Here is a 19,725-nt window from a genome sequence, read left to right as displayed (position 1 = left end):
GCTGCCCCTGGCATGCGCATATGCAGCCGTTAGGCTGGGCACATGAGTGAGCCAACTGCCTGGGAATACGTGACCGTTCCGCTTCTGACCCACGCCACCAAACAGATCCTCGACCAGTGGGGTGCCGACGGTTGGGAGCTGGTCAGCGTCCTGCCCGGCCCCACCGGCGAACAGCACGTCGCCTACCTCAAGCGCGCGAAAGGCTGATCTGCACATGACCTGGTCGGAGCGATTGACCGAACTGAACATCGTGCTCCCCAAAGTGGTGGCACCGCTCGCCGCGTACGTGCCGGCCGTCCAGACCGGCAACCTCGTCTACACCTCGGGCCAGCTGCCGATGCTCGGTGGAGAGCTCACCGCGCACGGCAAGGTATCCGAGGGAGCCGAAGGTGTGGTCCGGCCCGACGCTGCCGCCGAGGCCGCTCGGATCTGCGCACTGAACGCGCTGGCCGCGATCGACGCGCTCGTGGGGATCGACTCGATCAAGCGGATCGTCAAGGTTGTCGGGTTCGTGGCATCGGCCCCGGGATTCACCGGACAGCCGGCCGTCATCAACGGCGCCTCGCACCTGCTCGGTGAGATCTTCGGTGAAGCCGGTGCCCACGCGCGATCGGCGGTCGGTGTGGCCGAACTGCCACTCGGTGCACCGGTCGAGGTCGAACTCATCGTCGAGGTCTGACCCCCAGCGGAATCGATCCGTCTGCACCACCGCTCCAACCTTCACCGGTCCGCGCGTCCACTCTCCGAATCATGTGGGCGCGCGGATTCGTCTGCGCGATCACGCCGGCAACCCGAAACCTTGCCGGTGTCGATGGGTGTGAGCCGGGTAATAGGCTGGTGCGAAATGCCAGGACCGAAAAGGAGCATCCGGTGACCGATCCGGCGAGCCGCTGGGCCAGTGGCGGGATGGCTCATCTGACCGGTGATCCGGATGGCCCAGCCGATTTCAGCCGGGCCGGCATCCTGGCAGTGGCCGATGAGGTCGCCGCGCCGTTCGATGTCTCGGTCGATGACCTCCTGGCCGGTCGGTCGGCGCTGATGGGGACCCGGCGGCAGGGACGGATCTCGGTCGGTGGTGCCACGCGGTTGATCCGCTGTAGTGACAACTGGACGGCGTTCTCCCTGGCCCGCAGCAACGACGTGGACTCGCTGGGAGCGTTGCTCAGTACCGACGAACCCATCGAGGATGTGTGGTCGACGCTCGAGGGCGCGGCCCGGGTCTGGATGGCGAGCGAACTCGTCGAACGCGCACAGATGCTCGGGATCCCGGCGGCCGTGCTGGGTTCGGCGACCGCGCCACCGTCTGTGATCACCCGGGGCTGGGACCGGTCGCGGGAGCGGGTGATCGACCGCGATCTGTTGGTGGTCGACCTGTCCGCGATGTGGGCCGGGCCGCTCTGCGGACAACTCCTCGGGAGTATGGGAGCCACCGTGATCAAGGTGGAGAGTCCGGGCCGGCCGGACGGCGCCCGAGCCGGGAACCCCGACTTCTTCCGGTGGATGAACGGTGGAAAACTTCTCTTCCCGGCCGAGATCACCGGTCAGAACAGCGAACTGGCGCATCTGCTGGACGTCGCCGACGTGGTGATCGAGGCGTCGCGACCGCGGGCGTTGGAGTCCGCCGGGCTCGATGCCGCGACGCGGGCATCCCGCCCGGGACGGGTCTGGGTTCGGATCACCGGATACGGCACGGCCGCTGACGTGCGGAATCGGGTCGCGTTCGGCGACGACGCGGCAGTCGCGGGCGGCCTTGTCGGACAGGGGAACCGGGGCCCGGTCTTCTGCGGAGATGCCATTGCCGATCCGTTGACCGGCCTCGAGGCCGCGGGCGCGGTGATCGAATCGCTCGGTCGGGGTGGGGGCGAGATCATCGACGTGGTCATGTCTGGGGTGGCGGCCAAGTATGCTGCAGTGCCGACGATCCCGAGCCGCGGTGATCACGCCGCGGTCCTCGCGCGGGTGCCCGCGATCCCGCAGGCCACCGGTCGGCAGGTCGACGCACTATGGGTGGCACGTCTGGTCGAGAGCCGGATGGCATGTTGATCATCAATGCGCGACGACTCACCGGAGAGCCCGTCGCACTTCGAACGATCGGCGACCGTATCGGTGAGGTCGGCACCGAACTGGATGCCGCGCCTGACGAAGCGGTTCTGGATGCGCGGGGCGGTGCCCTCATCCCCGGCCTCTGTGACCATCACATCCATCTGCGGGCCACCGCGGCGGCGGCCACGTCGATCAGGGTCGGACCACCACAGGTCCGCACGCCGGAGGAGTTGCGGGCCGCGCTGGTCACCGGGACACCGCAACCCGACGGTTGGATTCGCGCGGTCGGCTACCACCACAGCGTGGCCGGCGACCTCGATCGATACGCTCTGGATGCGTTGATCCCGCACGTGCCCTTGCGGATCCAGCATCGCAGTGGTGCGATGTGGTTGGTGAACTCGGCAGGCCTGGCCGTCCTCGGGCAGGCGAGTCATCCCACCGGACAACTCTTTCGACAGGACGCCCAGGTGGCCGCGGCAACCATCGGCAGTCCAACCGACTTCGACCCGCTGAGTCGTCGCCTGAGTGGGTACGGCGTCACCGCCGTCACCGAAGCAACCCCGAATTTGACTGCCGCCGACCTGGATTCACTCGACGACGCCGTCGGCAGCGGGCAGATCCGGCAGCGGGTCCTGGTGATGTCGGCCGATTCCGGTCGCTCGCATCCCCATCTGTCCTTCGGCCCGGTCAAGCGTATCCTCGACGACACCACCCTGGACCTCGACGCCCTCACCGAATGGATTGCGGCGGTGCATCACAGCGCAGCGGTGGCACTGCACTGCGTCACGGTGGTGCAGTTGGTGGTGGCCACCACCGCGCTGCGCGCTGCCGGGGTGCGTGCCGGCGACCGGATCGAACACGCTGCGGTGGTGCCGGAGTCGATGATCGATGACCTCATGGAGCTCGGCCTCACCGTGGTTACTCAGCCCGGCTTCGTTGCCGAACGCGGCGACGAGTATCTGCAGGACGTGCCCGCCATCGAACACGATGAACTCTGGCGGTTGCGGAGTCTGCAATGTGCCGGGATACCGGTGGCGGGCAGCACGGACGCCCCCTTCGGGGATCTCGATCCCTGGGCGGCGATGCGTGCGGCACGCGACCGAACGACGCCGAGCGGATCGGAACTGGCCATCTCCGAACGCGTTCCGGCCATCTCCGCGGTTGAGCTGTTCCTGGGCGAGCCGGGAGACCCGGGGACGCCGCGCGATCTGACGCCCGGATCGGTGGCGGACCTGTGTCTGCTCTCCGAACCGCCCGAGGTGGTCCTGCAAGAGCTGAGCGCAGAATTGGTGGCCGCCACGCTGATCGGCGGACGGTTGATGGAGCGATGAGGAATGACGCGATGACACAGCTGCCGCAGTTCGGGATCTTCGTCCCCCAATTGGGGATGGAAGCCGACGCCGTCATCGACGCGGCGCGGGGAGCCGAGCAGGCCGGATTCGATTCGTTCTGGGTGATGGACCACCTCTTCGCGCCGGGCGCCCCCACACTCGACGCGCTGGAGAGCTGGACACTACTCGCGGCGATCGCAGTATCCACCTCGGATATCCGGCTCGGACATCTGGTGGTGTGCAACCCGCTTCGGCATCCGGCGGTTCTGGCGAAGATGGCGGCCACCGTCGACCGGATCTCCGGGGGCAGGCTCGATCTGGGCCTGGGGTGGGGATCGATCGAAGCCGAGTTCGAGATGTTCGGCATCGACCACGGGTCCCGGAAGCAACGCGCGCAGCAGTTGGGGGAAACCATCGAGATCCTCCGGCTGATGTTCTCCGGGGATCCGTTCGACTTCGACGGCAAGCACTTTCAGCTCTCCGGTGCCCATGGCAGGCCGACGCCGGCTCAAGGAACGATCCCCATCCACATCGGCGGGGCGGGTAGACAATTGACGATGCCGTTGGTCGCCGAGTACGCGGACTGGTGGAACTGTGTCGGCGGCGCGCGTGATCAGCTCGACGACCTGCGGCCGTTGAGCGGCGGTGCGCGCCTGTCGGTGCAGTACGCCGTGGGTGTGGTCACCGACGAGTCGCTGCGCGCCAAGGTGATCGAGCGGACAGCCCGCCGTCTGCCCCAATCCGGCTGGGGTGCAGCCATGGTCGGCACACCTGCCGAGCTGGTCGACATGTTCGAGGCCGAGATCGATCGGGGAGTGGAACTCTGCATCGTCCGCCTCCACGATCTCGCAGATCCGGAGACCATCAAGATCTTCGGGCGCGAGGTGATCGCCCCCATCCAAGAGCGCAGATCACCTTCGCGATAGGCATTTTCGGCACGGTCGACGGTGATTTCGGCACGGTCGACGGAGGGGGTGTCGAACGTGCTGTTGTTGTCGGGCGTCGAGGCGCTAGGTGGTCAGGGCGGTGAACTTCCAGTCGAGGACCGGTGCCGTCGAACCATCTGCCGCAACAACATCGGCGAGCGACCGCAGCTTCAGCACTGTTCCACCGCCGTCGAGCGTTTCGGCCGACTCCACCTCCAGGCGGCTGGTGATCGTGTCGCCCTCGTGCACCGGACCCACGTGGTCGCAGGACTGCCATCCCAGCACCGTCACCAGGTTCGGCAGCGCCCGATTGGCCTGCGCCAGCGCGATGCCGATGGTGTGACCGCCGTACACCAGGCGGCTGCCACCGACCCGCGCATCATGATGCGTGGCGGCGATGTTGAGCGTCAGTCGTGCCAGCTCCGGGGCATTCGACACCACGTCGGCGCTGGAGTCGTAGACCGTGCCCGGGGCCGGAACCTGGTCTGACTGCGGCAATGCGGATAGATCCCACCCGGCCGGGACCTCATAGGCGGGTTCGTCGGCCGGGCCGATCGCCGAGAGGTCGTCGTTCGGCTGCGGACGGTCGGCGGCCGAAGAGTCGGACAGCGGGATCATCGCGCATCGGTAGAAGTCCAGGATCTTGTTGCCCGCGGCATCGGTGGTCTCCATCCGCAACGCGGCAAGTCCGGTCGGCCGTCGTCCGGGTTTGATCGAATTGGCCCGCAGCCCGACAACTTCGGTGCGCGTGTACAGCGTGTCGCCGATGTGGGGGAAACGGTGGAACCGAAGGCCGCGGTAGAAGAGATTGGCCTTCACGTGGTGTGTGACCAGTGTCGATTGTCCGATCGCCACGTCGCAGACCAGTCCGGGGTGGGCCAGCGCCCTCGGTTGCCCGGTCACCGACCCTGCCAGGTGGACGTCGAGGGACAGGCGCATGCGGTCACCGAGGATCGACTGATGCACGGCGGCGGCACCTTCGGTCAGCGTCATCGACGGCGCGGTGTCGAAGACCTGTCCCACCACGAGTTCATCGAAATACGGTCCACCGACGGTCACCGGATCAGACATGGGTGTTCTCCTCTGCTTTGTCTCATCGGGACCCTTCGATTTCAGTTCAGATTCTATGTACGGCCAAATCATGTCGGTCATTGTTTCCGCTGTCAAGCAATGGTGGTTGACAACCGACCAACGAGCGCCGAATATGGCCGTACAAAGTTTCACTCTCGCGGAGGATGTCATGAGCTACAACCTGAACGACGAAGAATCGATGCTGGTGCAGACGGTGCGTGACTTCGTCGACCGTGAGGTGAAGCCCTCGGTGCGAGAGGTCGAGAAGGCCAACGAATACCCCGACAAGTGGATCGATCAGATGAAGCAGATCGGTATCTACGGTCTTGCCGTCGATGAGGAATTCGGTGGCTCACCGGTGTCGATGCCCTGCTACGTGGCGGTCACCGAAGAACTGTCGCGTGGCTGGATGAGCCTGGCCGGAGCCATGGGCGGCCACACTGTCGTCGCCAAACTGATCACCACTTTCGGGACCGACGAACAGAAGCAGAAGTACCTCCCGCTGATGGCGACCGGCGAGATGCGGGCCACGATGGCGCTGACCGAACCCGGTGGCGGTTCGGATCTGCAGGCGTTGAGCACCGTGGCCAGGACCGACGGCGAAGACCTCGTCATCAACGGATCCAAGACCTGGATCAGCAACGCGAGGCGATCGGGCCTGATCGCGCTGCTCTGTAAAACCGATCCGGACGCCACGCCGCGTCACGCCGGCATCTCCATCGTTCTGGTCGAACACGGACCGGGACTGACGGTCTCGCGGGACCTGCCGAAACTCGGATACAAGGGCGTCGAGTCCTGCGAGCTCTCGTTCGACAACTACCGCATCCCGCAGTCGGCGATCCTCGGTGGTACGCCCGGCAAGGGGTTCCCCCAGATGATGAAGGGTCTCGAGACCGGGCGCATCCAGGTCGCCTCGCGGGCACTGGGTGTTGCCGCGGCCGCCCTCGAGGACGCGTTGGCCTACGCCCAGCAGCGGGAGAGCTTCGGCAAGCCGATCTGGAAGCACCAGTCGATCGGAAATTACTTGGCAGACATGGCAACCAAGCTGACCGCTGCCCGCCAGCTCACCCGGTTTGCGGCCGAGAAGTTCGACTCGGGACAGCGCTGCGACATGGAGGCCGGTATGGCCAAACTCTTCGCCTCCGAAGTCGCAATGGAGATCGCCCTCAACGCGGTCCGGATCCACGGCGGTTACGGATACTCCACCGAATACGACGTCGAGCGCTACTTCCGGGACGCTCCGCTGATGATCGTCGGTGAGGGCACCAACGAGATCCAGCGCAATGTCATTGCCGGACAATTGGTGTCCCGCGGCGGCCTATAGGCCCGGCCCGCGTAGCATCGTGGCGATCATGCCAGGGAAAAGGAGCGAGGCCGCGCCCGCCTACCAACTGTTGGCGACCCAGCTGCGGCAGGACATCGCCGCGGGCCGCTACGACAACGGGGTGCGCCTGCCGACGGAATCCGAGCTGTCGGAGCGCTACGAGGTCAGCAGGCAGACCGTCCGCCGGGCATTCGTGGACCTGGTGGCGGACGGCATCGTCTACCGCGTCCCCGGCCGCGGCACGTTCGTCAACGAGTCCGGTGGACGGTACGTGCGGCAGCAGGGGTCGATCGAGGACCTGATGAACCTGTCGCACGACACCACGATGGAAGTGGTCGATCCGCTTCGCCGGAGGATCGATGTCGAGGCCGCCAGCCGATTGCGACTGGACAGCGACGTCGTCTACACAGTGGTGTTCCGGCGGATCCACGAGGGGATCCCGTTCGTGCTGACGACGGTTCATCTACCCGAGGATGTCGCACGGCTGGTGATCGACGCACCCGAACTGGCGCAGGGCGCGGTCAGTACCTACACGGTGATCGGGCTCCTGGAACGGCACCTCGCCGCGCCGATCGCCGAGGCTGCGCAATCCATCACGGTCGGCCGGGCCGACGACCTCGACGCCGTTCATCTCGACTGTGAAGCGGGAGAGCCCGTCCTGCGGATCGATCGGCTCTACACCGACAGCAACGGGGTGGTCAGCGAGCTGTCGGTCAGTCACTTCCTGCCCGAGCACTACACCTACCGCGTCACGCTGTACCGCGATCGCGGGTGAGCTGCGTCATGCCGGGGGCGTTAGCCTGTGTCGCATGAGTGAATTGCAGCATCCCGCATACCGTGAAGTTCGGCCGGTCACCGATTTCGCCACGGTGCTGCTGTGTCGCAATCCCGGCGTGATGACCTTGGACGGTACGAACACCTGGATCCTGCGGGCTCCCGGACACCCGGATTGTGTTGTGGTGGACCCGGGGCCGAAGGGCAAGAAAAAGCATGTGAAAGCCGTTGCTGCGCAGGGCAACGTGGTGTTGGGCCTGATCACGCACCGGCATCACGACCACACCGGTGCGATCAAGGACTTCCGCAAACAGACGGGGGCGCCGGTCCGGGCCCGCAGTGCCGAATACACCCGCGGCGCCCCGACCCTGGCCGACCGGGAGGTGATCGAGGCCGCTGGCCTGAAGATCACCGTCCTCCACACCCCGGGCCACACCGGGGACTCGGTCAGCTTCCTGGTCGAGCATGATGGCAGGCGCGCGATGCTGACCGGCGACACCATCCTCGGCGGCGGCACCACGGTTCTCGATCCGTCGGACGGATCGCTGCGCGACTACATGAACTCACTCAACCGGCTGATCGTGGAGGGCGACGATTGCGCGATGCTGCCCGGACACGGTCCGGATCATGCCGAGCTGATCCCGGTGGCCCGCTACTACAAGGCACACCGCGAGCAGCGCATCGATCAGGTGCGGGCGGCACTGACCGAACTCGGGGTCAGCGCACAGGATGCCAAAGCCGGCAAGGTGGTGAAAAAGGTATACGCCGACGTCGACAAGAAACTCTGGCCCGCCGCCAAGATGTCGGTCAAAACACAGCTCGCCTATCTTGCGGAACGTTAAAATTCAATGACATGGATTCTCCCGGCGATATTCAAAAGAATTCGTTAGCATTGAAAAATACTGTCCGACAACAGGTTTCGCCGTCGCTCTAATTCCCTGATCGTGACGATCAAAACGATGGCTTTGAAGCCAGTTCGACCAACGAACCGTTCATTGCTAAGTGAGTCAAGGCGATCTCAAAACTTTCTTGACGCACCTTGTTGGTATAAGTTGCACCCACAGAAGATGCCCAAGCTTTCGTTTATGCCACATCAAGCAAAGGCGTCCTTTGCGGGGGAACATCCGTTGTCCCTGTCTCCAGCCCACCCGGGCGAATCGAAGCAGGATTCGAGTCGTGGTCGAAATCGGAACAGAGTCATCGAAGCGTAGAGGTGTGCCGCGGGTGTGGGCCCTCTCCGGCTGGCCGGTCAGCGTCAAGGTCGCGGCCGTCGTCGCGCTCCCACTCGCGCTGGCCATCTTTTTCGGTGCGTTGCGCATCCAATCCGTGGTGGCCGACGCATCGGACCTGTCGGCGAACGTCGAGAAGTCGAGTGCTTCCTCGATGCTGTTCGTCATCGACAACCTGGTGGGCGACCTCGCCACCACCGGTGATCCGGGGCAGGAGGATCAGCTCGGCAAAGTGTTGTCGGGGCTCGCAGTCGGTGACCGACTGGAAGATTCGCCGCTGCAGGCCAGCGTCGCCGGCGAGTTCCAGGCGGCCTTGGCGGCTGCGAGTGAGCTGCGAACTCGCCTGCAGTCCGGGCCGGTACCGATCGCAGAGCGAATTGCCGTCGCGGAGGGCATGACAGCGGCGGCAACGGAACTCTGGCTCGCCTCTGTGACCAACCTCACAAACGGATTGGCCGACGACAAAACGGATTTGAGGACACTCGGCAACGGCATCATCGATGCGCTCTCCGGTAACCGGGCCGCACAAACCCAGCAGATCCTGCTGTCCGAGCCGAACAGGGCCATGTTCGGCCTGGCCAACCGGGCCGCGGGTCGCGAGAGCGCTTATCTCGCGGCGTTGGCCGTGCTGCTCGGTGATGACTCCCCGGAGATCCAGGAGCTTCGTTCTCAACTCGACACCCGCCTCGCCATCTACTCCACCGCATCGAATGCGAACCTGGCCGAAGCGGCTGCCTCGGCGGAGAGGTCGGGGCAGATGTACAGCACCGTCACCGAACGTCTGCTCGGGGAGTCGATCCAGTCACTGACCGCGCAGGCCGACGACCGACGCAGGGCCGCGTGGATCGAGTCGGCGATCGTCCTGGCCGCCGTGTTGATCGCGTCTCTGGTAGCCCTGTTGGTGGCCCGATCGCTGATCCGGCCGATCAGGCGACTACGGCAAGGCGCGCTCGATGTCGCGCACCGGGCCCTTCCCGCGGAGATCGAAGAAATCCGCCTCGGCGGCGACATGCCCGAGGTCGCACCCATCCCGGTGCACACCAAGGAGGAGATCGGTCAGCTTGCCCGGGCCGTCGATGACATCCACGAAGAAGCCCTGGCACTCGCCGGCGAGCAGGCGCGATTGCGACTCCAGGTCGGCAACATGTTCGAGACGCTCTCGCGGCGGAGTCAATCGCTGGTGGACCACCAACTCTCCCTCATCGAGGAACTCGAGCGCGACGAGGACGACCCGCGCAGGCTGGAGAGCCTGTTCCGCCTCGATCACCTCGCGACGAGGATGCGGCGGAACGGGGCCAACCTGATGGTGCTCGCCGGCACCGCGCCGCGTAGAAACCAGAACGACCAACCGGTGGCTGTGGACACCGTCCTGAGCGCCGCCGTGTCCGAGGTCGAGGACTATCGCCGCGTGTCGATGCAGGAGGTGCCCGATGCGATGGTGGTGCCCACGGCGGCATCCGACATCGTGCATCTCCTCGCCGAGTTGATCGACAACGCGCTGCGGTACTCACCTCCCGACACTCTCGTCTCCGTCGCGGCCGCGCGTGCCGTCGACGGCGGCATCCTCATGGAGGTCGCCGACCGTGGTCTCGGGATGTCCGCAACGGAGATCGATGAAGCGAATGTCCGGCTGTCCGTCGGAGGCGAGGTCACACCCGAGACGGCGCGCCGGATGGGCCTGTACGTGGTGGGGAGCCTTGCGCAACGCCACAATGTGACGGTTCGACTCCGTATGACGCAGGCGCAGGGGAGTACGTCGGGAGTCACCGCCAGCGTGCACATCCCCGTGAACCTGGTCGTCACCTCCTTCCCGTCGCAGGGTCGGAACGGGCGGTCGGCCAGGCGGGACTCGGCAGCATCGCCTCGTGCTGCGGCCAACCGTCTGTACGAAGGTGCCGATGCGGGCAGGGGCGCCCCGACCACGCATGCACCTACAGCGGTCGCCTCACCGGCAGCACCCGCAGCGAGGTCCGGTCGCTCGGCTGCGTATACAGAGCTCACCGCGGCGAAGTTGCCACGTCGTAGGCCCGGCGCGAGTGGAGTCGACAAGGCACCGGCACAGGTCTTCCCTCCCACCGACTCCGTCTCGTCGACTGTCGACTGGAATGTGAACGGTTCGCCCTCCGATACATCTGCGTTCTTCAGTGCCCGGCCCGCGGCTCGTGCCGACAGAGCGGCGGCCGACGACACCGTGAACGGTCCGACAACCAACGGCCGCAACCGTCCACAGCCGCAGGACCAGACCTCCGCCTATGAAGCCACCTCCGCCTATGAAGCCACGGAGCGGGCCGTTCCTCCACCGCCGGAACGCGAGGCTGTGTCGTCTGAACAAGGCCCGCCGGCGTCCATCTATGACCGCATGGTCTCGGAATGGTTGCTCGATCCCGCAGACGCTCAGCGTCCGAGCGGTTCGTGGTTCACCGCTGCCGACGCCGGATGGGCCGCGGCGGAGAGCGCAACCGAGTCTCCGGTCACCACCCGGACGGAGAGCGGTCTGCCCGCCCGCACGCCCGGCGCCCGCCTGATCCCAGGAACCGTCAACTCGCCACAGGCGTCCCCCCAACGGCCCCGCCCCGATCCGGCGAGTGGACCGGCGAGAAATCCTGAGGCCGTGCGGCGAAAGTTCACGAACCATTTCGACGGCGTCCGCGCCGGCCGTTCCGAAGACGCCTCCCATCGACACAGAACGGATGAGAACGAATGAATTACTCCGTGGCTCCAACACCCGACCGGTCGCTCGATTGGCTCGTGTCGAACTTCGCGAGAGACATCGTCGGTGTCGTGCACGCCGTCCTGGTCTCGGCCGACGGCCTGCTCATGGCGACAAGCGAAGACCTGCCGCAGGAGCGGGGCGAGCAGTTGGCGGCCGTGACATCCGGTCTGGCGAGCTTGTCCACAGGTGCGGCGCGATTGTTCGACGGCGGCCCGGTATTGCAGTCGGTGGTCGAGATGGAGAACGGCTACCTCCTGCTGATGAGCGTCGGTGACGGATCACACCTGGCGACACTGACCGCCGCATCGTGCGACATCGGCCAGGTCGGGTACGAGATGGCCGTGCTCGTCTCGCGCGTCGGCAGCATGGTGGAACCGTCGGCCCGAATGCGAGAACGGTGACGCGCTCATGCCCCCACCCGATTCGACGCAGGACGATTTCTCTGAGGATGGTGCACCGTCGCCCAATTTGGTGAGGCCGTACACGCTCACGGCGGGACGTACCAACACCGACATCTACCTCCCGCTCGAAGCTCCGGTACACACCACACCGGACACCATCCCGAACTTCTGGCCGGCCAGCGACGTACGTACGAAAATCATTGCGCTATGCAGTAATGGGCCGTCCGTGGCCGAGATATCGGCCCGTCTGAATCTGCCCCTCGGCGTTGCGCGTGTGCTGGTCGGGGATCTCGTCGAAACCGGAAGCCTGCGCCTTTCGGAGACTCTCAGCGACGACGCGACTGCGGCCGAGCGCCGCGAACTCATCGGAAGGACACTTCGTGGACTACAGGCACTCTGATACGAGAGGCCGAGCCGCATCGACAAAGATCGTGGTCGCGGGCGGATTCGGCGTGGGCAAAACCACGTTGGTCGGCACGATCTCGGAAATCGTGCCCCTTCGCACCGAGGCCCTGATCACCGACGAGTCCGAAGGCGTCGACGACCTCGACACGTCGGGCACGAAATCGACGACCACCGTCGCCATGGACTTCGGCCGGATCACGCTGTCCGACGATCTCGTCCTCTACCTCTTCGGTACACCGGGCCAACGTCGCTTCTGGTTCATGTGGGACGACCTGGTGCGCGGAGCGATCGGTGCCATCGTGCTCATCGACACCCGACGCCTCGACGATTCGTTCGCGGCAATCGACTACTTCGAGGCCTGTGGTCTTCCGTTCGTGGTTGCCATCAACCAGTTCGACGAAGCACCACGTTTCGCGATCAACGATATTCGGGAAGCGTTGGCGATCTCGGCTTCCGTGCCCATTCTCGAGGTCGACGCCCGGCGTGCGCAGTCGGTCCGCCACGCTTTGATCACGCTCACCGAGTACGCACTGACCAGCGTGAAGTCAGCCAGCTAGCTGCACCGATCAGTTTTTTGCGCTGGGACGGTCTACATCTCGGAAACCGACCGACGAAAGGTGTTGCGCAATGCGGAAACTGATCTACGGGATGAACCTGACACTGGATGGCTACGTCGCCGCGCCCGGCGACGACATCGGGTGGAGCGGGCCGAGCGACGAGCTGTTCGAGTTCTGGCTCCAAGAGGAACGGCCGATCGGCGTGCAGCTGTATGGGCGCAAGCTGTGGGAGACAATGAGTTCGTACTGGCCGACCGGCGACGAGCAGCCCGATGCCACCGCGGCGCAAATCGAGTTCGCGCGGAACTGGCGGGACACCCCGAAGGTGGTGTTCTCCTCGACGCTCGAGAAGGTGGACTGGAACTCCCGCCTGGTCTCCGGCGACGCGGTCGCGGAGATCGCCCGGCTCAAGGCCCAGGACGGCGAGCCGATGAGGGTTGGTGGTGCCACGCTCGCCGGGGCGGCCATGCGGGCCGGGCTGATCGACGAGTACACGATCGTGACCCATCCGGTCCTGGTGGGCGGCGGCACGCCGTTTTTCGCCGAGCTGGACAGTTGGGTGAACCTGGACCTGGTGGAGACGCGAACGTTTGCCGGCGGGGTGCTTATGACCAGGTATCAGACCAGGCGTTGAGCGCTTGTCCCGTGATGCGGCCTACGAAGTGACGAGGCCGTCATGGCCAAAACAAAACCGCCGGATCCGGCCACCACATGGGTGCGTCGGAACCGGCGGTTCGGGTTATGGAAATCAGCGGGCGCGGCGTGCCAGGCGCTCGGAGTCGGCGATCAGCACACTCTTGCCCTCGAGACGTAGCCAACCGCGCTGCGCGAAGTCGGCCAGGGCCTTGTTCACGGTTTCGCGGGAGGCGCCCACCAGCTGGGCGATCTCTTCCTGGGTGAGGTCGTGCGTCACACGCAGAGCCCCGGCTTCCTGCGTTCCGAAGCGCTGGGCCAGCTGCAACAGCTGCTTGGCCACGCGTCCGGGGACGTCGGTGAAGATGAGGTCCGCGAGGTTGTTGTTGGTGCGTCGCAGGCGACGGGCCAGAACACGGAGCAGCTGCTCTGCGATCTCGGGCCGGTCGGCGATCCACGACCGCAGCGCCTCACGATCCATCGAGACCGCACGGACCTCGGTCACGGTGGTGGCCGACGACGTACGCGGACCCGGATCAAAGATGGACAGCTCGCCGAACATGTCCGACGGTCCCATGATCGTCAGCAGATTTTCACGGCCGTCGACCGACTTGCGGCCGACCTTCACCTTGCCCGACAAAATGATGTACAGCCGGTCCCCGGGCTCACCTTCGTTGAAGATGACATGTCCACGGGGAAAATCAACAGGCTGGAGCTGTTTGGCCAGTGCTGCGACGGCGGTGGGCTCGACACCTTGAAATATGCCCGCCCGCGCCAGTACTTCCTCCACTTACGCCCCTTTCTAAGGGTCCAGCCAGACCACGTTCAAACCTGAGGATGTTCACACAAATCATGCTGTTGTGTTCGTCACCCGTTATGCAGTCTACGGGTAACCGGAAGAAAAGCTGGCCGTTACCCCCACTAAACCGATGGGCCTGTCGTGAGAGGTCCGCAATCGCTAACTGACACGGATCGAATCGTCCGATTCGGAGTTCGACGGCATCCGGCGATCGCGGAACTCGTCGAGTGCGGCGGGAAAACCGTGTGTGGCCAGCGTGTCGAGCTGCTCGGGTTTCGCCGACTCCAGGAACTCCTCGACGTGTTCGCCGCGGACGGTCAGCCGCTCGAGCCGGCTCTCGAGGCGCTCCATCGACAGGGCGAAGAGCATGAGGGCGGCCGGGAAGAGAAGTACTGCGAGTCCGTGCATGGGGAGTAGTAAACACAACCCAGGTCTCAGAAGTGAAACAATCGCCATGGGAACGGTCACGAAAGAGGCATCCGGCGGAGCCCGAACCGATCGTTGGTCGCGAAGCTCGACCCCCATCTGGAGCGCACTCCGCGCGGCGCCCCGTACTCTGAGTTGGTGAGTTCGAAGGCAGGGGTCAAGCGCGCCAAGACTGCGGCGCAGCGCGGAACCGAGACCCACACGGGTCTGGTGCGCCGCGCGCGGCGGATGGATCGCACCCTGCAGATCGCATTTCCGCACGTCTACTGCGAGCTGGACTTCACCAATCCGTTGGAACTGTCGGTGGCCACCATCCTGTCGGCGCAGTGCACTGACGTGCGGGTCAACCAGACGACGCCGGCCCTGTTCAAGCGTTACCGCACCGCCGAGGACTACGCGGGCGCCGATCGGACCGAACTCGAAGAGATGATCAGGTCGACCGGTTTCTACCGGAACAAGGCCAACTCGATCATCGGACTCGGCCAGGCACTCGTGGAACGTTTCGACGGTGAGGTCCCGTCGAATCTGAAGGACCTGGTGTCGCTGCCCGGGTTCGGGCGCAAGACCGCCAACGTCGTTCTGGGCAACGCCTTCGGTGTACCCGGAATCACAGTGGACACGCACTTCGGACGGCTGGTTCAGCGCTGGAAGTGGACCGCGGAAACCGACCCGGTGAAGATCGAGCACGCCGTCGGTGAGCTCATCGAGCACAAGAACTGGACCGACCTGTCGCACCGCGTGATCTTCCACGGCCGCCGGGTGTGCCATTCCCGCAAGCCCGCCTGCGGTGTCTGCGTGCTTGCCGCCGACTGCCCGTCCTACGGTCTGGGGCCCACGGAGAAATCCGAGGCCGCGGCCTTGGTGAAGGGGCCCGAGACCGACCATCTACTTGCACTGGCAGGTCTCTAGTCAATGTCGGATTCACCTGATCCGGGCCAGGCCCGGTCCGCTGAGCGGTCGCGTTTTGTGTTCTCGACGTCGGCTCGCTGGACACTGGCTGTCCTGATTGTCGTGGTTGCGCTCATCGTCGCCATCTGGCCGCGGTCCTCGCCTGAGCCGGCACCTGCGCCGTCCGCGGCATCGACGGACGGGACCGGGAAGCTCCCCGGACTCCAGGCGGCCGTCTCGGACGACGACATGGTCAAGGCCCGGGAGAAGGCCGGGTTGCAGCCGTGCCCGGCCGGGTCCGGGCCGGCCCCGGAGAACTCCGCGCTCAAGGGCGTCCTGGTGCCCTGTCTGGCGGACGGCTCGACGGTCGACCTCGGAGCCGCGACGGCAGGCACGCCGATGCTGGTGAACGTCTGGGCGCACTGGTGTGGCCCGTGCCGGGCCGAACTCCCGGTGATCGCCGACTACGCCGAGCAGGCGGGTGACAAGATCCGGGTGCTGACCGTGCAGGGCAAAGAAGGGTCGGAGAATGTCTTCCTGTCCCTGAACCTGTTGGCCGAGATCGGGGTGAACCTGCCGACCGTCGTCGATCCGGACGCGAAGATCGCCGCCGCCCTCGGCATTCCCCGGGTCTATCCGGCCACCGTCCTGGTGCGGGCCGACGGTACGGTGGCCGCCGTCCTGCCGACGGTCTTCGACACCGTCGAAGAGGTGTCGGCGGCCGTCGACAAACATCTGGGTGTCGCCGCGTGACCGAGATCCTGGTGCCGACGGCGTCGGTACCCCCGTGGATGCGTGGGCTCACCGCAAATCTCGCCGGCGTCACGCAATCGGTCGAGGACCGCGGCGGTATGACCGCCCGACGCCTCCGCTCACAGATGCCCGTCACCCGCCCCGCTGCGGTGCTGATCCTGATCGGCGGCGACTGGGACGGCGACCCGACCCATCACGGTGGTGTCCCCGCCGATGCGACGGTGCTCCTGACCCAGCGCGCCAGCACGCTGCGTAACCACGGCGGACAGATCGCCTTCCCCGGTGGCGCTCGCGATCCCGGCGACGACTTCCCGCTCGGCACCGCGATGCGTGAGGCGGAGGAGGAGACCGGTCTCGACCCGTCCGGGGTCACCCCATTGGCGGTCCTCGACATGTTCCCGGTGCCGCCCTCGGGCTTCGAGGTGTCGCCGGTCCTGGCCCACTGGACCGAGCTCTCCGACGTCGGTGTCGTCGACGTCGGCGAGACCTCCCGGGTGGTCCGGGTTCCGCTGCGCGACCTGATCGATCCGCGCAACCGGATCCAGGTCGAACGGATGATCGCCGGTACCCGCGTCTACCAGGCTCCGGCGTTCCGCGTCGAGGGCATGTTGGTGTGGGGCTTCACCGGTGGACTGCTGGCCGCGGTCATCGAAGCCGCCGGCTGGGAGATCGGATGGGACAAGTCGGATATCCATGACCTCGACGAGGAGCTCGCCAAGGTGGGTCAGTGATGAGCGGATCCGCCTGGGTCGACGTGATCGTCATCGGTGTGGCATTGCTCGCCGCCGCGTCGGGATACCGGCAGGGCGCGATGTCGTCGGCGCTGGCGTTCATCGGGGTCCTCCTCGGTGCCGCGGCCGGCGTGCTGCTGGCGCCGCACCTGATCCGCAACATCGAAGACCAGCGGTGGCGGCTGATCGCGGGTGTTCTGCTGTTGGTCGCGTTGGTGATCATCGGCGAGATCTCGGGGATGGTGCTGGGCCGCGCGGCCCGCAGCGGTATCCGGACCCTGTCATTGCGGCGGGTCGATTCGGTGATCGGCTCGCTCCTGCAGGCGGTGGCGGTCCTGTTGGCCGCCTGGATCCTGGCGACGCCGATCAGCACGTCGGCGCAACCGCAGATCGCTGCGGCGGTCCGGGATTCGAAGGTGATCGAGGAGATCAACGAGATCGCGCCGACGTGGCTTCAACGGGCCCCGCGCGACTTCTGGGACATGTTCGACAACTCGGGGCTCAAGGAAGCCATCGGACCGTTCGGCCGGACCCCGATCACCAGCGTCGATCCTCCCGACCAGACGCTCCTCGAGCAGCCGATCGTCGAACAGGTCCGCGGCAGTGTCGTCAAGATCGAAGGCATCGCGCAGAGCTGTCGCCAGGCACTGGAGGGGAGTGGCTTCGTGGTCTCGCCCGAACGGGTGATGACCAACGCGCATGTGGTGGCCGGCACCAACCTGCTGCAGGTCGCGGCCTCCGACGACACCTTCGACGCGACCGTCGTCTATTTCGATCCGTTGACCGATGTCGCGGTCCTCGACGTCCCCGGCCTGCAGGCCCCGGCGATGCGGTTCGCGGACGAGCTCGCGAAAACGGGTACCGATGCGATCGCGCTCGGTTTCCCCGAAGGCGGTCCGTTCAACGCCAGCGCCGAGCGGATCCGCGAGGTCATCCAATTGCGGGGGCCGGGCATCTATCCCGATACGGCGGTCACCCGCGAGGTCTACACCGTGCGTGGCTCGATCCGGCAGGGCAATTCCGGCGGGCCGTTGATCAATTCGGACGGGGAGGTGCTCGGCGTGGTGTTCGGTGCCGCGGAGGACCCGTCCACGGAGACGGGTTTTGTGCTCACTGCGGCCCAGGTCCAACCGGGTCTGGCCGAATCCGAACGCCTGAGCGCTCCGGTCGACACCCAGTCGTGCGTCCACTCGTCCTAAAGGGCCGGTACGGCCGGGTGATCGGTCAGCGGCGGGTCAGCACTGCAGGAACTCGACCAGTCGGCGGTTGACGTCGTCTGGCTGTTCCTGATGTGAGTAGTGACCCGCGTCCGCGACCTCGGTCAGTTCCAGCTTCGACGACCAGTGCGCGCTCGCGGTGAGGGTCGATCGCTGGATGTAGTCGTCGACGGCACCGCGGATCGCCAGTACCGGGATGTGCAGTTGCTTGTCCATGAGCTCCAGGAAGCGGCTTCCGTCCGGACGGAATTGGGATCGGAAGGCCCATCGCTGATATTCCAGGCTGCAATGGGCCACGCCCGGGATCTGGATCGCGGATCGGTTCCGGCGGGCGGTGTCGGTGAAGTCCTCGGTGTCGATCCAGCTCGGACCGGAGTGCCTGCGCAGGAGCATCTCGGCCATCGCGCCGTCGTCTTCGGTCAGTGCGCGCTCGGCCGTCCGGGGGATCTGGGACTTGAGGAATCCGCGCAGGAACGCTTTGCGCTGGGTCGATTCGCGCAGCGTGGCGGTCTTGAGTGCTTGGGGGTGCGGGGAGGCGAGTACCGCCATCGAACGGACGGACCGGGGATGCAGGGTCGCGGTCGCCCAGCAGACCAGACCGCCGTCGGCATGGCCCACCAGGGTGGCGTCGGTATGCCCCAGCGCCCGGATCAGGCCGTCGGTGTCACCGGCCAGGGTCCAACCGTCGTAGCCGCGGGGAGGTTTGTCGCTGTCCCCGTAGCCGCGCAGGTCGACGGCGACGGCCCGGTAGCCGGCGTCGTCGAGTGCGGTGAGCTGGTGGCGCCAACTCCACCAGAACTCGCCGAAACCGTGCATGAGGAGGACCAGCGGACGATCGTTCCGCGGGGCCTGTGCCTCGACCGCATGGAGCCGGACACCGTTGGCGCGGACATCACTGTGGTGCCAACCCGTGAACCGGACGGTCGACGGATCCGGGGCAGGCAAATGTCAGCCCTGGGAAGGACGGCTGGGCTTGCGCAGGTCGGCACCGGGCCGAACCGGTGCGTCGCTGCCTGCATGGCCTGCGGGCAGCACATCCGAGAGGTGCTGGACGGATGCGATGGTCTTTTTGGGTCCGGTCATCCGTTTGAACACGATGTACCCGACGAGCCCGGTGATGATCGCTGCGACGAGCAGGATCAGGAACACGATGCCGAATGCAGCCCAACGCGGCAGCCACTCCGAGAGCAGTTCGCCGAGGAACCAGAAGAAGAACAGGCTGGCATAGAGCGCAACGGTGAGGGCCACGACGATCAGGCCCGTGCCGATTGCGGCCTTCTTCGCCTCACCGGCCAGTTCGGCCTTGGCCAGCGCCACTTCGGCTCGGAACAGGGTCGACAGGTGTGCGGTGGCTTCTTTCACCAGCGCGCCAACACTCGGGTCACCACCGGGGCGCGCGTTGGGATCGGACAACGGGATCGATGAGACGTTCGGAACATCTCCCGAGGTGCGGTCGTCCAGAGTCACTGCTACTCCTCCATCCTCGGACAAGCATCCGAGACCA

At 65.8% G+C, this 19,725-nt stretch carries 22 protein-coding genes; 17 read left to right on the top strand and 5 right to left on the bottom strand.

Features of this window, described 5'->3' with window-relative positions:
• Positions 1-42: 42 nt before the first annotated feature.
• From sp36 to AC51GT_RS25110, 5 genes are all read left to right on the top strand, one after another.
• On the top strand, positions 43-207 hold the full coding sequence (sp36, locus tag AC51GT_RS25130) for a Sp36 family protein (RefSeq protein WP_023956445.1): 165 nt from the start codon (positions 43-45) through the stop codon (positions 205-207).
• 7 nt (positions 208-214) lie between these two features.
• Complete coding sequence (locus tag AC51GT_RS25125; RefSeq protein ID WP_496327417.1) at positions 215-679, top strand: RidA family protein; 465 nt, start codon at positions 215-217, stop codon at positions 677-679.
• A 191-nt stretch (positions 680-870) separates the two neighbouring features.
• On the top strand, positions 871-2,043 hold the full coding sequence (locus AC51GT_RS25120) for a CoA transferase (RefSeq protein WP_496330499.1): 1,173 nt from the start codon (positions 871-873) through the stop codon (positions 2,041-2,043).
• Positions 2,037-3,374 carry an amidohydrolase family protein gene (locus AC51GT_RS25115; protein WP_496330498.1) on the top strand — a complete coding sequence of 446 codons (1,338 nt, stop codon included), beginning with the start codon at positions 2,037-2,039 and terminating at the stop codon, positions 3,372-3,374. The genes AC51GT_RS25120 and AC51GT_RS25115 overlap by 7 nt, the downstream gene beginning before the upstream one ends.
• A gap of 11 nt (positions 3,375-3,385) precedes the next feature.
• Positions 3,386-4,300: an LLM class flavin-dependent oxidoreductase gene (locus AC51GT_RS25110; protein ID WP_496330497.1), complete on the top strand. Its 915-nt coding sequence runs from the start codon at positions 3,386-3,388 to the stop codon at positions 4,298-4,300.
• 84 nt (positions 4,301-4,384) lie between these two features.
• On the opposite strand, the gene AC51GT_RS25105 is transcribed toward AC51GT_RS25110, so the two are convergent.
• Positions 4,385-5,371, bottom strand: a complete 987-nt coding sequence (locus tag AC51GT_RS25105) for a MaoC family dehydratase (protein WP_496330496.1) — start codon at positions 5,369-5,371, stop codon at positions 4,385-4,387.
• A 169-nt stretch (positions 5,372-5,540) separates the two neighbouring features.
• Here AC51GT_RS25105 and AC51GT_RS25100 point away from each other — a divergent pair, with 169 nt between their 5' ends.
• The 8 genes from AC51GT_RS25100 to AC51GT_RS25065 all read left to right on the top strand — a co-directional run bounded on the left by AC51GT_RS25100 (position 5,541) and on the right by AC51GT_RS25065 (position 13,408).
• A complete protein-coding gene (locus AC51GT_RS25100; protein ID WP_496330495.1) occupies positions 5,541-6,695 on the top strand; it encodes an acyl-CoA dehydrogenase family protein in 1,155 nt (384 codons plus the stop codon).
• A 28-nt stretch (positions 6,696-6,723) separates the two neighbouring features.
• Positions 6,724-7,470 carry a GntR family transcriptional regulator gene (locus tag AC51GT_RS25095; protein WP_496330494.1) on the top strand — a complete coding sequence of 249 codons (747 nt, stop codon included), beginning with the start codon at positions 6,724-6,726 and terminating at the stop codon, positions 7,468-7,470.
• 34 nt (positions 7,471-7,504) lie between these two features.
• A complete protein-coding gene (locus AC51GT_RS25090) occupies positions 7,505-8,311 on the top strand; it encodes an MBL fold metallo-hydrolase (protein WP_496330493.1) in 807 nt (268 codons plus the stop codon).
• 373 nt (positions 8,312-8,684) lie between these two features.
• Complete coding sequence (locus tag AC51GT_RS25085) at positions 8,685-11,402, top strand: sensor histidine kinase (RefSeq protein WP_496330492.1); 2,718 nt, start codon at positions 8,685-8,687, stop codon at positions 11,400-11,402.
• Complete coding sequence (locus AC51GT_RS25080) at positions 11,399-11,812, top strand: roadblock/LC7 domain-containing protein (protein WP_496327426.1); 414 nt, start codon at positions 11,399-11,401, stop codon at positions 11,810-11,812. Before AC51GT_RS25085 ends, AC51GT_RS25080 begins: the two co-directional genes overlap by 4 nt.
• Before the next feature lie 7 nt (positions 11,813-11,819).
• Positions 11,820-12,212: a DUF742 domain-containing protein gene (locus tag AC51GT_RS25075; protein ID WP_496327427.1), complete on the top strand. Its 393-nt coding sequence runs from the start codon at positions 11,820-11,822 to the stop codon at positions 12,210-12,212.
• Positions 12,193-12,774, top strand: coding sequence for a GTP-binding protein (locus AC51GT_RS25070; protein ID WP_496327428.1), 582 nt, complete (start codon positions 12,193-12,195; stop codon positions 12,772-12,774). Before AC51GT_RS25075 ends, AC51GT_RS25070 begins: the two co-directional genes overlap by 20 nt.
• 70 nt (positions 12,775-12,844) lie before the next feature.
• Complete coding sequence (locus AC51GT_RS25065) at positions 12,845-13,408, top strand: dihydrofolate reductase family protein (protein ID WP_496327429.1); 564 nt, start codon at positions 12,845-12,847, stop codon at positions 13,406-13,408.
• A 114-nt stretch (positions 13,409-13,522) separates the two neighbouring features.
• Here AC51GT_RS25065 and AC51GT_RS25060 read toward each other — a convergent pair whose 3' ends face one another.
• Positions 13,523-14,197 (bottom strand): Crp/Fnr family transcriptional regulator, encoded by a 675-nt coding sequence (locus AC51GT_RS25060; protein ID WP_496327430.1) that lies wholly within the window; start codon positions 14,195-14,197, stop codon positions 13,523-13,525.
• 168 nt (positions 14,198-14,365) lie between these two features.
• Positions 14,366-14,614: a hypothetical protein gene (locus AC51GT_RS25055; protein ID WP_496327431.1), complete on the bottom strand. Its 249-nt coding sequence runs from the start codon at positions 14,612-14,614 to the stop codon at positions 14,366-14,368.
• A gap of 246 nt (positions 14,615-14,860) precedes the next feature.
• On the opposite strand from AC51GT_RS25055, the gene nth reads away from it, so the two are divergent.
• From nth to AC51GT_RS25035, 4 genes are read left to right on the top strand one after another with little or no spacing between them, the layout of a single operon-like run.
• A complete protein-coding gene (gene nth, locus AC51GT_RS25050) occupies positions 14,861-15,541 on the top strand; it encodes an endonuclease III (RefSeq protein WP_496330540.1) in 681 nt (226 codons plus the stop codon).
• Between the two features lie 3 nt (positions 15,542-15,544).
• Positions 15,545-16,273, top strand: a complete 729-nt coding sequence (locus AC51GT_RS25045) for a TlpA family protein disulfide reductase (RefSeq protein WP_496330491.1) — start codon at positions 15,545-15,547, stop codon at positions 16,271-16,273.
• The gene (locus AC51GT_RS25040; protein WP_496327433.1) at positions 16,270-17,004 is read left to right on the top strand and encodes an NUDIX hydrolase; all 735 of its coding nucleotides are present in this window, start codon (positions 16,270-16,272) and stop codon (positions 17,002-17,004) included. Before AC51GT_RS25045 ends, AC51GT_RS25040 begins: the two co-directional genes overlap by 4 nt.
• On the top strand, positions 17,004-18,203 hold the full coding sequence (locus AC51GT_RS25035; protein ID WP_496327434.1) for a MarP family serine protease: 1,200 nt from the start codon (positions 17,004-17,006) through the stop codon (positions 18,201-18,203). Before AC51GT_RS25040 ends, AC51GT_RS25035 begins: the two co-directional genes overlap by 1 nt.
• Before the next feature lie 36 nt (positions 18,204-18,239).
• Here AC51GT_RS25035 and AC51GT_RS25030 read toward each other — a convergent pair whose 3' ends face one another.
• Both AC51GT_RS25030 and AC51GT_RS25025 read right to left on the bottom strand, forming a co-directional pair.
• A complete protein-coding gene (locus AC51GT_RS25030) occupies positions 18,240-19,166 on the bottom strand; it encodes an alpha/beta fold hydrolase (RefSeq protein ID WP_496327435.1) in 927 nt (308 codons plus the stop codon).
• A 3-nt stretch (positions 19,167-19,169) separates the two neighbouring features.
• Positions 19,170-19,688: a phage holin family protein gene (locus tag AC51GT_RS25025; protein ID WP_496327436.1), complete on the bottom strand. Its 519-nt coding sequence runs from the start codon at positions 19,686-19,688 to the stop codon at positions 19,170-19,172.
• Positions 19,689-19,725 lie beyond the last annotated feature (37 nt).

Source organism: Williamsia sp. z34, assembly GCF_059553395.1.
The sequence above is the reverse complement of the archived record's forward strand: the minus strand, read 5'-3'. Positions and strand labels throughout refer to the sequence as shown.

Coding starts and splice junctions, on each gene's coding strand:
- AC51GT_RS25100 (WP_496330495.1), top strand. CDS start 5,541: ATGAGCTACAACCTGAACGACGAAGAATCGATGCTGGTGCAGACGGTG.
- sp36 (WP_023956445.1), top strand. CDS start 43: ATGAGTGAGCCAACTGCCTGGGAATACGTGACCGTTCCGCTTCTGACC.
- AC51GT_RS25095 (WP_496330494.1), top strand. CDS start 6,724: ATGCCAGGGAAAAGGAGCGAGGCCGCGCCCGCCTACCAACTGTTGGCG.
- AC51GT_RS25065 (WP_496327429.1), top strand. CDS start 12,845: ATGCGGAAACTGATCTACGGGATGAACCTGACACTGGATGGCTACGTC.
- AC51GT_RS25105 (WP_496330496.1), bottom strand. CDS start 5,371: ATGTCTGATCCGGTGACCGTCGGTGGACCGTATTTCGATGAACTCGTG.
- AC51GT_RS25090 (WP_496330493.1), top strand. CDS start 7,505: ATGAGTGAATTGCAGCATCCCGCATACCGTGAAGTTCGGCCGGTCACC.
- AC51GT_RS25055 (WP_496327431.1), bottom strand. CDS start 14,614: ATGCACGGACTCGCAGTACTTCTCTTCCCGGCCGCCCTCATGCTCTTC.
- AC51GT_RS25035 (WP_496327434.1), top strand. CDS start 17,004: ATGAGCGGATCCGCCTGGGTCGACGTGATCGTCATCGGTGTGGCATTG.
- AC51GT_RS25080 (WP_496327426.1), top strand. CDS start 11,399: ATGAATTACTCCGTGGCTCCAACACCCGACCGGTCGCTCGATTGGCTC.
- AC51GT_RS25125 (WP_496327417.1), top strand. CDS start 215: ATGACCTGGTCGGAGCGATTGACCGAACTGAACATCGTGCTCCCCAAA.
- nth (WP_496330540.1), top strand. CDS start 14,861: ATGGATCGCACCCTGCAGATCGCATTTCCGCACGTCTACTGCGAGCTG.
- AC51GT_RS25115 (WP_496330498.1), top strand. CDS start 2,037: ATGTTGATCATCAATGCGCGACGACTCACCGGAGAGCCCGTCGCACTT.
- AC51GT_RS25110 (WP_496330497.1), top strand. CDS start 3,386: ATGACACAGCTGCCGCAGTTCGGGATCTTCGTCCCCCAATTGGGGATG.
- AC51GT_RS25045 (WP_496330491.1), top strand. CDS start 15,545: ATGTCGGATTCACCTGATCCGGGCCAGGCCCGGTCCGCTGAGCGGTCG.
- AC51GT_RS25075 (WP_496327427.1), top strand. CDS start 11,820: ATGCCCCCACCCGATTCGACGCAGGACGATTTCTCTGAGGATGGTGCA.